The 13,638-nt window shown below is 71.4% G+C and carries 10 protein-coding genes and 1 other RNA gene; 3 read left to right on the top strand and 8 right to left on the bottom strand.

What is annotated here, in order from left to right:
* From ftsL to mraZ, 3 genes are all read right to left on the bottom strand, one after another.
* The coding region (gene ftsL, locus OL599_RS15020; protein WP_264714614.1) for a cell division protein FtsL at nt 1-541 on the bottom strand (541 nt) is incomplete at its 3' end.
* A complete protein-coding gene (gene rsmH / locus OL599_RS15015) occupies nt 538-1,485 on the bottom strand; it encodes a 16S rRNA (cytosine(1402)-N(4))-methyltransferase RsmH (RefSeq protein WP_264714613.1) in 948 nt (315 codons plus the stop codon). The genes rsmH and ftsL, both read right to left, overlap by 4 nt.
* On the bottom strand, nt 1,482-1,979 hold the full coding sequence (mraZ, locus tag OL599_RS15010; protein ID WP_264714612.1) for a division/cell wall cluster transcriptional repressor MraZ: 498 nt from the start codon (nt 1,977-1,979) through the stop codon (nt 1,482-1,484). The genes rsmH and mraZ overlap by 4 nt, the downstream gene beginning before the upstream one ends.
* A 553-nt stretch (nt 1,980-2,532) precedes the next feature.
* Here mraZ and OL599_RS15005 point away from each other — a divergent pair.
* Nucleotides 2,533-4,020, top strand: coding sequence for a M81 family metallopeptidase (locus OL599_RS15005; RefSeq protein ID WP_264714611.1), 1,488 nt, complete (start codon nt 2,533-2,535; stop codon nt 4,018-4,020).
* 34 nt (nt 4,021-4,054) lie between these two features.
* Here OL599_RS15005 and rnpB read toward each other — a convergent pair.
* The 3 genes from rnpB to OL599_RS14990 form a co-directional block, all read right to left on the bottom strand.
* Nucleotides 4,055-4,488, bottom strand: an RNA gene (gene rnpB / locus OL599_RS15000) — RNase P RNA component class A.
* 32 nt (nt 4,489-4,520) lie between these two features.
* Nucleotides 4,521-5,273 carry an N-acetylmuramoyl-L-alanine amidase gene (locus OL599_RS14995; RefSeq protein WP_456306705.1) on the bottom strand — a complete coding sequence of 251 codons (753 nt, stop codon included), beginning with the start codon at nt 5,271-5,273 and terminating at the stop codon, nt 4,521-4,523.
* Nucleotides 5,270-6,064: a TerB family tellurite resistance protein gene (locus OL599_RS14990; protein ID WP_264714617.1), complete on the bottom strand. Its 795-nt coding sequence runs from the start codon at nt 6,062-6,064 to the stop codon at nt 5,270-5,272. The genes OL599_RS14995 and OL599_RS14990 overlap by 4 nt, the downstream gene beginning before the upstream one ends.
* A 187-nt stretch (nt 6,065-6,251) precedes the next feature.
* Between OL599_RS14990 and OL599_RS14985 the strand changes: the two genes are divergently transcribed.
* Nucleotides 6,252-9,854 (top strand): hydantoinase B/oxoprolinase family protein, encoded by a 3,603-nt coding sequence (locus OL599_RS14985; RefSeq protein ID WP_264714610.1) that lies wholly within the window; start codon nt 6,252-6,254, stop codon nt 9,852-9,854.
* A gap of 389 nt (nt 9,855-10,243) precedes the next feature.
* A complete protein-coding gene (locus OL599_RS14980) occupies nt 10,244-13,123 on the top strand; it encodes an AsmA family protein (protein WP_264714609.1) in 2,880 nt (959 codons plus the stop codon).
* Here OL599_RS14980 and OL599_RS14975 read toward each other — a convergent pair.
* Complete coding sequence (locus tag OL599_RS14975) at nt 13,120-13,311, bottom strand: hypothetical protein (protein WP_264714607.1); 192 nt, start codon at nt 13,309-13,311, stop codon at nt 13,120-13,122. The genes OL599_RS14980 and OL599_RS14975 overlap by 4 nt on opposite strands.
* Nucleotides 13,312-13,434: 123 nt before the next feature.
* Entirely contained in the window at nt 13,435-13,638 is a 204-nt protein-coding gene (locus tag OL599_RS14970) for a ribbon-helix-helix domain-containing protein (protein ID WP_264714606.1), read from the bottom strand.

Here is a 13,638-nt window from a genome sequence, read left to right as displayed (position 1 = left end):
CGGACTGGGCGCGCGGCGCCGGGCGCGGCGCCGGTGCGCTCGTGGCTGCCACCTGCTGTACCGCCACCTGCTGCGCCGCCGGCGCCGCCGGCACGCGCGGTTGCGCGGACGCGATGGCAGCCCGCGCCGGCTCAGGCCGGGCCGATTCGGGCCGTGCGGCCTCCGGACGTGGTTCCGGCTTCGCGGCGGCCACCGGCACCTCGGCGGCGGGCGCGTCGGGCTCAAGCGGGGTCGGCGGCTGCGGCGGGGCGCCGACCGCGGGCAGGCGGCGTTCGAGGTCCGCCCAGGTGGAGAACTGGCCGGGTGTGGTGGTCTTCAGCGTCGGCAGCAGCTGCTCCGACAACTCGGCCAGGCGCGAGGGGTCGTTAAGCAGCGCATACTCGGCGCGCAGCAGGCCGGAGCGCTGCCGCGCGGTATCCACCGCCCGCATGGTGCGGGCGATCTCGCGGTCGAGCATCTGGGCGCGATGCTTGGTCTGGTACAGATAGAGGCCCGAGCCGGCGGCCAGCACGAGACACACGCAGGTGAAGGGGCGGATCATGGCGATGCGCCTTCCGAGGTACTGAGACGTTCAATGGCCCGCAAGCGCGCGCTGCGCGCCCGCGGGTTGGCGGAGGCTTCGTCGCTCGCCGGCCGCAGCGCCTTGGGCGTCAGCAGCCGGAATGCGGGCCGGGGCCGGCGCACCATGCCGCCGGGGTCGTGGCGGGACGGGGCGGGGGCGCGGCCGGCGGCGTCGGTCATGAACCGCTTCACCAGCCGGTCTTCGAGCGAATGGAACGACACCACCACCAGCCGCCCGGCGGGGGCCAGCAGCCGCGCCGCCTGGTCGAGGGCGCGCTCGATCTGGCCAAGCTCGTCGTTCACGCGGATGCGCAGCGCCTGGAAGCTGCGGGTGGCGGGATCGATGCCGGAGCGGTCAGGCGGCACCACCGCGCGGATGATGCCGGCGAGCTGGGCCGTGGTGGTGATGGGCGCCGCGGCGCGGGCGGCGACGATGGCGCGCGCGATCCGGCGGGACAGGCGCTCCTCGCCGAATTCGTAGAGCGTGTCCGCAAGCGCGCGCTCGTCCAGCGTGTTCACGAGGTCGGCGGCGGTCGGCCCTTCGCGGCCCATTCGCATGTCGAGCGGGCCGTCGGCGCGGAAGCTGAAACCGCGATCGGGGTCGTCGAGCTGGAACGAGGACACGCCGAGATCAAGCACCACGCCATCGAGTCTGCGTACGCCTGCCTCGCCCAGCAGCGCCATCATATCTCCGAAACCACCCTGCAGCAGGTGCAGCCGGCCGGGATGGCGCGCGGCGAGCACAGCGCCCCGGGCGATGGCATCGGGGTCGCGGTCGATCGCCCACAGGGTGCAGGCCGCGTGGTCCAGGATTGCCGCGGCATAGCCGCCGCCGCCGAATGTGCCGTCGAGATAGACCCCGCCATCGCGCGGCGCCAGCGTCGCCAGCACCTCGCGCAGCATCACCGGGACATGGCCGCTCATGGCTGCCCCCGCTCGGCCGGGTTGCCCGGCAGGGTCAGGCCGCGCGCCTTGGTGCGGGCGCGCGCCTCGGCGCGGCGGCGCTCCAGGGCGGCCGGCTCCCAGATCTCGAACTTGCGGCCGAGCCCGACGAACACGACGGCCTCACCCAGCCCGGCATGGGCGGCGAGGTCGGCGGGAAGGACGATGCGGCCCTCCTTGTCCGGCTCCAGCGCGGCGGCGTCAGCGTACAGGGCAAAGGCCAGGTCGTCCTGGTCGTCGCTGAACATGTCCAGGCGCTGCATGGGGGCGTCGAGCTCGTCGAAGGCGGCGGCCGGCCAGCCCTCGATGCTCGGCTGCTTGTGCGAAGGGCGCAGGATCAACCGCAGGCCGTTCTGGTCGCGGACGTCGTCGGTCTTCGGTCCGCCGTTACGAAGGGCAGCACGGAATGGCGCCGGAATGGACACGCGTCCCTTGGCGTCCAGCCTGTTCACATGGGTGCCCAGAAATTGGGTCATCCGGCCGGGGTCGCCCTTTCCTGTTTGGTGGTGCCTGCCTCACGACACGGCTGCTTTCGATGAAGACGGGCGGGGAGCCGCTGCCTCCGCCCATCCGGCGCCGCCCATGGGACGGCCTGGCCGTTCCTTGGGCTGTCATGGGATACCATGGGGAATTATGGGCGTCAAAGGGAATGTCCCATTTCGACTTGCGGTCGGGCAGGTTGAATTTGTCGTGACGTCAACAGGTTACGGGGTTGATTTCGGGCCGGGTCACCCCGTTATTTGCTTAACCTTTTGTTCTCTTAATGTTCGTTATTGTGCTTATTTTGTTCCTGATAGCAAAGCCGCCCGGGGCAGGCCGGCGCCACCGGACGGCGCCGTCGCCGTCCGCGCCTGGCAGCGGATTTCAGGTAATCTTCGTATCATACGGTCGCATTGACCGGTCCGCCAAACCGCTTCCATAGTCGCCGGACCGGCCGGCGCGCCTGATCCACGAGGCCGCGCCGCCGCAAGGGCCATGCCATCGCGGCGCAGGCCCTCCATTGCGGGATCTTCGGGAGAGAGCGGTCCGATGCAGCTGTTCATGGCCACGCTGGCCACTGAAACCAACACGTTCTCGCCCATTCCGACCGGCCGCGCCGGCTTCGCGGGCCGCGAGTCGTTCCGCAACGACGGCAGCCGGCATCCGCCCGTGCTCGGCAACATCCCGCTCATCGCATGGCGCCGCCTGGGCGAGGGCGACGGGCATGAAGTGGCCGAGAGCATCTGCACCTTCGCCCAGCCCGCCGGCACCACCCTGCGCCACGTCTACGAGGACCTGCGCGACACCCTGCTCGCGGACCTGCGCGCGGCGATGCCGGTCGATGTGGTGCTGCTGTTCATGCACGGCGCCATGGTCGCCGACGGTTACGACGACTGCGAGGGCGACACGCTCGCGCGCGTGCGGGAGATCGTGGGACCGAACGCGAAGATCGGCATCGAGCTCGACCTGCATTGCCATCTGACCGAGCAGATGCGCGCAAGCGCCGATGCCATCATCACCTTCAAGGAATATCCGCATGTCGACGTGGCCGAGCGCGCGCACGAGTTGTACGCGCTGTGCCTGGCCGCCGCCGAGGGGCGGGTGAACCCGGTCATCGCCTATCACGACTGCCGGATGGTCAGCATGTGGCGCACGCCGGTCGAGCCGATGAAGTCCTTCGTCGCGCGCATGCAGGCGCTGGAGGGCAAGGACGGAATCCTGTCCGTCTCGTTCGGCCACGGCTTCCCCTGGGGCGACGTGGAGGAGGTCGGCGCGAAGGTCGTGGTGATCGCCGACGGCGACCGCGCGAAGGCCGAGGCGCTGGCCGCCCGGCTCGGCCAGGAGATCTGGGACATGCGCGAGCGCACCACGGTCGCGCACGACACCATCGACGAGGCGATTGACGCGGCCACGGATCCGCAGCGAAGCGGCGAAGGCGCGGGCCCGGTGGTCCTCGCCGACGTCGCCGACAATGCCGGCGGCGGCGCGCCGTCCGACAACACCGCCATCCTGCGGCGCCTCGTCGATCGCGGCGTCACCGGCGCCGTGATCGGCTGCTTCTGGGATCCCATGGCGGTGCAGTTCTGTCTGGAGGCAGGCGTGGGCGCCCGCTTCACGTTGCGGATCGGCGGCAAGTGCGGCGTGGCCTCGGGCGATCCCGTCGATCTGCGCGTCACCGTCCGCGCCGTTGCCGAGGACCACACGCAGGCCGGGTTGAGCGGCGGGCGCGCCAGTTTCGGGCCGAGCGCCTGGGTGCATGCCGATGGCATCGACATCGTGCTGGTCAGCATCCGCCAGCAGACCTTCGCGCCGGACGCCTTCACCGGGCTTGGCCTGACGCTCGACGACAAGGCGGTGGTGGTGGTGAAATCGACGCAGCATTTCCACGCCGCGTTCGCGCCGATCGCGCGCCAGGTCCGCTACGTCTCCGCGCCCGGCGCCATTCCGCCAACCTTCGACACGATCCCCTTCACCAAGCGCACCCGCCCGTTCTGGCCGCGCGTGGCCGATCCGTTCGCGCGCGTGAACGAGGCCTGAAGCGCGGTTTTATCCGCCCGCGCCGGAAAGAAAAAACGCCAGACGGCCTGTAAGCCGGGTTCTGTCCGCCCCCCGGGTCACTCCGGGAAGCGGGACGGCCATTCCTCTGGGACGCGCATTGCTGCGCGCCTCACGCGACCAACCCGGGCGACGAGGCGGAAACGCCTCTGCGTCACCGGCGCGGCCCGAAGACCAATGCCGGCCCGCCGGCCGCCCCTATTCGGTCTTGCTCCCGGTGGGGTTTGCCCTGCCGCCCCTGTTGCCAGGGGCGCGGTGCGCTCTTGCCGCACCGTTTCACCCTTGCCCGCAGGTGATCCGTCCGAGGACGGGCCGCGTGCGGGCGGTTTGTTTTCTGTGGCACTTTCCCTAGGGTCGCCCCCGCCGGCGGTTAGCCGGCACCGTATTCCCGTGGAGCCCGGACTTTCCTCCACCAGGGTTGCCCCCGGCAGCAGCCGTCCGGCCGTCTGGCGCCGGTCAGATGCGCCGTCGGCCGCTCCACGTCAACGGTTCGTGTCGGCGCGGGCCGGCGCGCACAGCCGCGCCACCGCCAGCAGGCGCGCGAGCGTGCCGGCATCGGCCTGGCCGGTCACCGCCTCCGGCCGCCAGTGCCGCTGGAACGCGCGCAGCACCGTGGCCAGCGCCGGATCGAGCGGGCCTTCCGGCGCCACCCGGTAGCCGATGGCCGCCAGGGCCCGGCGGACGTCGCGCAAGGAGGCGGTGTCGCGCACGGCGTCGCCGGTGCCCAGGTCCGGCGCGCCTTCCGGCCACAAGCCGACGCCGTTGCGGGCCAGCCCTTCCCAGTCGAATTTCTCGCCGGGATCTTCCTTGCGATCGGGGGCGATGTCGCTGTGGGCGACGATGTCGCGCGGGGCGATGGCGTGGCGGGACAGGATTTCCAGGCACAGGTCGCAAACGACGGAAAGCTGCAGCACCGGGAAGTCCGGGTAGCCATAGGCATGACCGGGATTGACGATCTCGATGCCGATCGAGCGGTCGTTCAGCCCCGTGTTGCCGTGCCAGTAGGACACGCCGGCGTGGTAGGCGCGGCGGCGCTCGTTCACCAGGCGCCAGACCGTGCCGTCCTCCTCCACCACGTAGTGGCTGGAGACCTTCGCCGCCGGGTCGCGCAGCCGGTCGATCGCGTCCCGGGCGGTGAGCATGCCGGTGTAGTGCAGCACCAGCGTGTCGATCGGCATGCCGGGCGGGCGGTCGTCCTGGTTGGGGCTTTGCAGCTCGCGAACGCTGAGGGTCACAGGCCGCGCTCGCGCTTGATCCGGTCCCACGCGGCATTGATCTTCGCCACCTTGTCGCCGGCGCGGGCGATGAACTCGGGCGGGACGCCGCGGCTGGCGAGGCTGTCCGGGTGGTTCTCGCGCATCAGTTGCCGCCAGGCGGCGCGGATGCCGTCGTCGGGCGTGCCGCGGGCGACGCCCAGGACTCGGTAGGGATCTTCCTCGTCGGCGGCGCGGTAGGGGCGGCGCGGATGGGAGTCGCGGGCCCGTTCCCAGGCGTCCGAGCCCAGGCCGAAGCCACGGCAGGCCATGTTGAGGAACGCTTCCTCGCGCCGGTTCACCGGCGCGTCGGCGCGCGCGATCGCGAACAGCGCGGCCAGCACGTCCTCCAGCATGCCGCGATTGTCGGCGAACGCCTCGCCAAGCTGGGCCGCGTAGATGTCGGGGTTCTCGTCGCTGTCGCGGGCATGGTCGAACAGGCGGCCGATGTCGCGCACCGCGTCCGGCGGAATGCGGAAGCTGCGCTTGAAGGCATCGATCTCCGCGCGCACCACCGGGCCGTCGCATTTGGCGAGCTTGGCCGCCAGCACGACCACGCCGACCGCGAACAACTGGTCCCGCCGGCCCAGCAGGGCCGCTTCGTGCGCCTGGCCGAACGCCCAGCCCCCACGGCCGGACGACCCGCCGAACGCCCGTGGGCCATGCATGCCGAATCCGGTGGAGAACTGGCCGAAGCCGCCGGTTTCCGCCGCATGACCGAGTGCGGCCCCGACCACGGCGCCGAACGGGCCACCCATGGCAAAGCCGGCCATGCCGCCGATGATCTTGCCCCACACGGTCCTTGGTTCCGGTCGCTGCTCTGCCCCGCATCTACCATGTGGGGGTTACTGATCGCAAAAAGAGAGGACGGATCGGGATTTGGCATTCCGCGGCTTGCCGTGCCGGGTGGCCGAACGCATTCTCCGGCCGCATTTTCCACCCGGCAGATAGGATTACGTGATGACGGCCTGGCAGTTCTGGATCGATCGCGGCGGCACCTTTACCGACATTGTCGCCCGCGATCCGCAGGGCCGGCTGTCCACCCACAAGCTGCTCAGCGAGAACCCCGGCCGCTACCGCGACGCCGCCATCGCCGGCATCAAGACGGTGCTGGGGCTGAAGCTGGACGCGCCCATTCCCGCCGGGCTGCTGGACTGCGTGAAGATGGGCACCACCGTTGCCACCAACGCGCTGCTGGAGCGCAAGGGCGACCGCACCTTGCTGGTGGTCAACCGCGGCTTTGCCGACGCCCTGCGCATCGGCAACCAGGCCCGCCCCCGGCTGTTCGACCTGAAAGTGGTGCTGCCCACGCTGCTGTACGAGGACGTGGTTGAGGTGCCCGGCCGAGTCGGCGTCGATGGCGCCGAGATCGAGGCGCTGGACGAGGACGCTGCCCGCGCCGCCTTCGCCGCTGCCCGCGCCAAGGGCATCGCCGCGGTCGCCATCGTATTGATGCACGCGTGGAAATATCCGGCGCATGAACGCCGCCTGGCCGAGCTGGCCCGCGAAGCCGGCTTCACCCAGGTCTCCGCCAGCCACGCCACCAGCCCGCTGCTGCGGCTGGTGCCGCGCGGCGACACCACCGTGGTCGACGCCTATCTGTCGCCGATCCTGCGCCGCTATGTCGAGCAGGTGGCGTCCGAGCTCGACGGCGTGCGGCTGTATTTCATGCAGTCCAATGGCGGGCTGGCCGAGGCGCGGTCGTTCCAGGGCAAGGACGCGATCCTGTCCGGTCCCGCCGGCGGCATCGTCGGCGCCGCGCGCACCGCGGCGATGGCTGGGCTCGACCGGATCATCGGCTTCGACATGGGCGGCACCTCTACCGATGTCGCGCTGTATGCCGGCGCGTTCGAGCGCGCCTTCGAGACCGAGGTGGCCGGGGTGCGCATGCGCGCGCCGATGATGGCCATCAACACGGTGGCGGCCGGTGGCGGCTCCATCCTGCATTTCGACGGCGCGCGCTTCCGCGTCGGCCCCGATTCCGCCGGCGCCAATCCCGGCCCCGCCTGCTATCGCCGCGGCGGGCCGCTGACCGTGACCGACGCCAATGTCTGTGTCGGCAAGATCCAGCCGGCGCATTTCCCGGCGATCTTCGGCCCGTCCGGCGACCAGAAGCTGGATGCCGACGTGGTGCGCGCGAAATTCGCCGCGCTGGCGGACGAGATCGAGGCCGCGACCGGTGAGCGGCGCGATCCGCGCGCCGTCGCCGAGGGCTTCCTGCGCATCGCCGTCGCCAACATGGCCAACGCCATCAAGCAGGTCTCGGTGCAGAAGGGCCACGACGCCACCGAATTCGCGCTGCAATGCTTCGGCGGCGCCGGCGGCCAGCACGCCTGCCTGGTGGCCGACGAACTCGGCATGGAGACGGTGTTCATCCACCCCTATGCCGGCGTGCTGTCGGCCTATGGCATGGGCCTGGCCGACCAGACCGTGATGCGCGAGCAGGCCGTCGAGATGACGCTGACGCAAGACGCGCTGCCGGCGCTGGAAGCCCTGGCCGAGCGCATCGCCGGCGAGGCCGCTGACGAACTCAAGCGGCAGGGCGCGGAACTTTCGCGCCTGGCGGTCGCGCGCAAGCTGCACGTGCGCTACGCCGGCACCGAGGCGGCGCTGATCGTGGACCTCGCCGACACCGATGCCGTGACCGCCGCCTTCACGGCCGCGCACCGCGCCCGCTTCGGCTTCGCCACCCCCGGCCGGCCGCTGGTGGTGGAGGCCGTCGCCGTGGAAGCGACCGCCGCCGGCGAGGCCATCGCCGAGGCCACCATCCCCGCCCGCACCGCCGGCGCCCCCGCGCCGGTCGATACGGTCGCGATGTGGAGCGGGGGCGGCGCGCACGCCACCCCCGTGTTCGACCGCGCCGCTTTGCTGGCCGGCGACCGCATCGCCGGACCCGCGCTGATTCGCGAGGCCAACGCGACCACGGTGGTGGAGCCCGGCTGGACCGCCGAGATGACGCCGCTGGATCACATGCTGTTGCGCCGCACCGCCGCGCGCGACACGCGCATCGCCAGCGGCACCGACCGCGCCGACCCCGTGCTGCTGGAACTGTTCAACAACCTGTTCATGAACGTGGCCGAACAGACCGGCGCCGTTCTGCAGAACACGTCGATGAGCGTGAACATCAAGGAGCGGCTGGATTTCAGCTGCGCCATCTTCGACAGCGACGGCGCGCTGGTCGCCAACGCGCCGCACGTGCCCGTGCATCTCGGCGCCATGGGCGAGAGCGTGCGCACGGTGCTGCGCCGCCGCGGCAATACGCTGCGCCCCGGCGACGTGGTGGCGCTGAACAACCCCTATAACGGCGGCACCCATCTGCCGGACGTGACCGTGATCACCCCGGTGTTCGACGCCGCCGGCACGCAGATCCAGTTCTTCGTCGGCAGCCGCGGCCATCACGCCGATATCGGCGGCATCACCCCGGGCTCCACGCCCCCGGTGTCGCGCACGCTGGAGGAAGAGGGCGTCGTGATCGACGACTTCCTGCTGGTGGACCAGGGCCATTTCCGCGAAGCAGAGTTCCGCGACCTCCTCGCCTCCGCCCGCTATCCCGCGCGCAGCCCGGACGTGAACGTGGCCGACATCAAGGCGCAGGTCGCCGCCAACGAGAAAGGCGTGCAGGAACTGCAGCGTGTGGTGAACCACTACGGCTGGGACACCGTGCGTGCCTACATGAAGCACGTGATGGACAACGCCGAGGAGAGCGTGCGCCGCGTCATCGACCGCCTGGGCGACGGCAGCTTCGCCTACACCATGGACGACGGCTCGCCGCTGCAGGTGAAGGTGTCCGTGGACCGGAAGGCCCGGGCGGCCATGATCGACTTCACCGGCACCGGCCGGCAGCGCAACGACAACTTCAACGCCCCGCCGGCCGTCACCCGCGCCGCCGTGCTGTACGTCTTCCGCTGCCTGGTCGGCACCGACATCCCGCTGAACGACGGCTGCCTCAAGCCGCTGCAGATCGTCATCCCGCCCGGCACCTTCCTCTCCCCCGAACCCGGCGCCGCCGTGGTCGCCGGCAACACCGAAGTCTCGCAAGCCACCTGCAACGCCCTGTTCGGCGCGCTCGGCGCCGTTGCCTGCGCGCAGGCAACGATGAACAACTTCCTGTTCGGCGACGCGACACGGCAATATTACGAGACCATCTGCGGCGGCACCGGCGCCGGCCCCGGCTTCGACGGTACCGACGCAGTGCAGACGCACATGACCAATACCCGCATGACCGATCCGGAGGTCCTGGAACTGCGCTACCCCGTCGTGCTCGAGGAATTCTCGATCCGCCGCGGCTCCGGCGGCGCTGGCCAGTGGCACGGCGGCAACGGCTCGCGCCGCCGCATCCGCTTCCTGGAGCCGATGACCGCCGTCATCGTCGCCTCGCGCCGCAACGTGCCGCCCTTCGGCCTGAACGGCGGCCGCGATGGCGCCGCGGGCCGCCAATGGGTCGACCGCGCCAACACCACCCGCGAGATCCTGTCCGGCACCGACAGCGCCAGCCTCGCCCCCGGCGATACCTTCACCATCGAAACCCCCGGCGGCGGCGGCTACGGCCCCGCCGGCGGCTAGCACATGCGCAGTGCGGGGGTGGGAGCGAAGCAAGGCCAGGGCTCTGCCCTGGACCCGGCAGGGCGCCGCCCTGCACCCGCTAAGGGCGGAGCCCTTAGAACCCCCGACTTGAGCGGTTTGGAGATGAGGGGGCCGACTGAGCGGTTGGCAACGGCAATGTTGGCCCCCTCATCTCCAAACCGCTTATGTAATGGGATCAAAGGGGCTTCTGCCCCTTTGCGGGTGCAGGGCAGAGCCCTGCCCAGGGTCCGGGGGCGGAGCCCCCGGCCTTGCTTCGCTCCCGCCCTTGCACTGCGCAGGGCCTGACCGTGCGCGGGGTTCGGTGGTCGGTTGGTGTCGGGGTTTTGCTGGTGGGGCTCCTGGTCGGGGGGGCCTGGGTGTTGCCGTCGATGCTGGATTGGAACCGGTACCGCGACGACATTGCGGCGCTGGCGTCCGACACGTTGGGGCGGCATGTCCAGATCGACGGGCCGGTTTCGCTGACTTTGTTGCCGCAGCCGATGCTGCTGGCGGCGAAGGTCACGGTCGGCCAGGGCGGTGGCGGAATCGGCATCACGGCGGCCGAGTTGCGGCTGCGGGTGGCGCTGGGGGCGTTGCTGTCCGGTCATGTCGATGCGCAGGAGCTGGTGCTGCGCGGGGCCGACATGCGGGTGCCGTGGCCGCCGGCGCCGGATGCCTTCATGGTGCGGGCGCCGGCCTGGCTGTCGTCGCTGTCGGCCCGCATCGAGGACAGCCGGCTGTCGATCGGCAGCGTGACGCTCACGGGCTTCAGTGCGACGCTGACCACCGCCAGTGCGACCGGCACATACATGATGGCGGGAACGGCGCAGTTCTCGGGGCGCTCGTGGCATTTCACCACGCGGCTGACGCAGCCGGGCGGGGACGGGGCGGCGGGGCTGGATGTCACGCTGGACGGGCAGGGCAAGGTCCAGGATGTCGGGTTGTCGCTGTCCGGGCAGATCGCGGCGGATGGAACGATGGTCGGCCGGATCAACGGGCGCGGGCCGGACCTGTCGCAGCTGCTGCCGGCGCCGGCGGTGCCGTTCCGGGCCGAGGGGCGGGTCAGCGTCGCCTCGGGCCTGGCGGCGGCCGATGAGCTGACGGTGGAGCTGGGCGGGTCGCCGGCGCGCGGGGCGGTGGCGCTGCGGATCACGCCGACGCCCAGGCTCGATGTGGCATTGACCGCCAGCCGGCTGGACCTGGATGCCTGGCTGGCGGCGCTGTTGCGCCGGGGCGACAGCGAGGTGTTCCCGCGCTTGCCGACGGGGATCGATCTGTCCGCCGAGGCGGGGCAACTCGCCGGCGGCACGCTGCGGGGGCTGCGCGGCGCATTCGACCTGACCGACGGTGCGGTGGAAGTGCGGGAGCTGCGTGCCTCGCTGCCCGGCGATGCCGGGATCCGCATGGCCGGCCGGATCACGCTGCCGGATGCGCGCCTGTCGCCGCCGCAGCCGGGCCGGTTCGATGGGCATGTGGCACTGACCGCGGATTCGCTGCGCACCACGCTGGCCTGGCTGCAAGGCGCCGGGCTCGCGGGCATGGATCGCCTGCCCGACGGGGTTCTGCGCAGTGCCCAGCTGGCCGGGCATGTGGTCATCGAGGCGGGACAGATCGCCGTCGATTCGCTGGCGGGCGTGCTGGACAACACCACCGTATCGGGTGGCTTGACCGTCCGGCCAGGCGGCCAGGCGGCGGCTGGGCGCCCGGCGATCGGGGCCGGGCTGACGGTGGACCGGCTGGATCTCGATCCGCTGCTGCCGGCGACTCTGCCGGGTCTGGCCGACATTCCCGCGCTGCTGTCTGCGTTCGACCTCGATCTGCGGCTGGAGGCGAAGCAGGCGATGCTGCGCGGGGTGGCGCTGTCGCCGCTCTCGCTCGATGCGGCGGCCGAGAATGGCCGTCTGACGCTGCGCAAGCTCGATTTCACCACCGCCAGCGGCGCCCATGTGGCGGCGTCGGGCACTCTGGTGGAGGGCGGGCGGATCGCCGAGGGCCGGCTCGATGCGCAGGTGCCGCGCAATACGTTGCCGAATTCGCCGCTGGGCGCGTGGCTGAACGGCATGCTGCCGGAACGGCTGGGGTTCCTCGCGATCGACACGGCGTCGCTGTGGCGGGCGCCGGCGACGGTGCAGGTGCTGGCGTCCGGCGCGCCGGCGACCCTCGGGCTGAAGGTGACCGCCGATATCGGCGATTTGCGGCTGGAGGCGCAGCCGACGCTTGATCTTCCCGGCATGAAATGGACGGGCGCGGTGACGCTGCGCCATCCCGGCGCGCCGCGCCTGCTGGAGGCGCTGGGCATCACCGGCGCTCCGGCCTGGCTGGGCGACGGCTCGTTCAGCCTGGTGGCGCAGATGTCCGTGGGCGGCGGGCGCATCGCCGCCGACAGTTTCGACATCACCGCGGCGACGCTGCATGCCGGCGGCGCGCTCGCCTTGCAGCATACCGAGACCGGATCGAGCCTGACCGGGCGCGTGACGGCAGAGGCGCTGCCGTTGCCGCTGCCTTATCTGCGCTCCCCCGATCCGCTGCCGGTTGGCCTGTTGTCCGGTTGGCAGATGGCGGTGAAGCTGGAGGCCGGGCGCGTGCTGCTGGGCGAGTTGCCGGCGCTGGAGCAGTTTGCCGCGGCCCTGACGCTATCCGACGGCCTGCTGCGGATCGAGGGGCTGACGGCGAAGCTGGGCGGTGGCGCGTTGAGCGGCAGCGCCAGTCTCGATTCGCGCGCGGTGCCGCCGGTGCTGGCGGCCGATGCGCGGCTGACCGGGGCGGTGTTGTCCGGCCCGTTGTTCGACCTGCCGCTGGACCTCACGGCCGGAACGCTGGATGGGTCGGCATCGCTGACCGCGGCCGGACATTCGCCGGCGGCGCTGCTGGCGACGCTGGGCGGAAACCTGCGGCTTGCGGTGCAGGGCGGCATGCTGTCCGGCGTCGATCTGGTGCGCGCGACCGGCGACCTGACCGAGGCAGGGGTGCAGGCGGCGTTTGCCGGCGGTTCGACCCCGTTCGACCGGCTGGAGGCGACGGCCCGTATCGGCCTCGGCCGGATGACGCTGGACCAGGCCCAGGTGACGGCCCCGTCCGGAACGATCGTGCTGACCGGGGGCACCGATCTTCCGGCGGCGACGGCCGATCTGCACCTGCTGGCCCGCCCGGCGGTGCCCGATCCGCCGGAGCTGGGGCTGCATTTGAACGGCCCGTTCGGCGCGCTGCGCCGCACCCCGGAGCTGGCCGGTCTGATACGCTGGCGCGCCGAGCACCCGCCGGCGCGTTAGCTCGGCCGGCGTCTGGCGGCGGGCCGGTCGGTTTCGTTGAACATCGTGTGAGCGAGCCGGACGAGGTGGTCGGCGGTGGCGGCATAGCCGGCGCGGTCGGCTGCCTGGGCAAGCGAGATCAGCCGGTCGCAGATCAACAGCGGGCTGGTCGCGCAGGCAGCGGGGGAAGCGCGTTCGTGTTCTGGCATGGGTCCATTCCCTTGGGGTTTTCCCGCAACGGCACGGTGTCGTGCGAAGGCCCGAACCCGGGCGGCGTTTCGTCGCCTCGGGGATCGATGGATCCATTGAGGCGCGGCTTGCTTACCTCTTGGTTAACGCGGCAGCAGCAGCGCGGTGACCCGCAATGCCGAGGCAAGCGCGTGGCCGGGGGCGCGCCGGGCGTCGATTTCGGCCACCAGGGCCGCGAGCGTCACGCCACGCGCGGCGGCGGCGCGCGTCAGCACCTCCCAGAACTCGGGCTCCAGCGCCACGCTGGTACGGTGGCCGGCCAGCGTGAAGCTGCGCTTGACCAGCAC

It is taken from the genome of Limobrevibacterium gyesilva (assembly GCF_025989185.1).
GTDB lineage: Bacteria > Pseudomonadota > Alphaproteobacteria > Acetobacterales > Acetobacteraceae > Limobrevibacterium > Limobrevibacterium gyesilva.
This window is presented reverse-complemented; position numbering and strand designations above follow the sequence as displayed.

Bases quoted from the DNA above. Each gene is read 5' to 3' on its own strand.
- rsmH (WP_264714613.1), bottom strand. From the start codon at position 1,485: ATGAGCGGCCATGTCCCGGTGATGCTGCGCGAGGTGCTGGCGACGCTG.
- mraZ (WP_264714612.1), bottom strand. From the start codon at position 1,979: ATGACCCAATTTCTGGGCACCCATGTGAACAGGCTGGACGCCAAGGGA.
- OL599_RS15005 (WP_264714611.1), top strand. From the start codon at position 2,533: ATGCAGCTGTTCATGGCCACGCTGGCCACTGAAACCAACACGTTCTCG.
- OL599_RS14990 (WP_264714617.1), bottom strand. From the start codon at position 6,064: ATGGCCGGCTTTGCCATGGGTGGCCCGTTCGGCGCCGTGGTCGGGGCC.
- OL599_RS14985 (WP_264714610.1), top strand. From the start codon at position 6,252: ATGACGGCCTGGCAGTTCTGGATCGATCGCGGCGGCACCTTTACCGAC.
- OL599_RS14980 (WP_264714609.1), top strand. From the start codon at position 10,244: ATGCTGGATTGGAACCGGTACCGCGACGACATTGCGGCGCTGGCGTCC.
- OL599_RS14975 (WP_264714607.1), bottom strand. From the start codon at position 13,311: ATGCCAGAACACGAACGCGCTTCCCCCGCTGCCTGCGCGACCAGCCCG.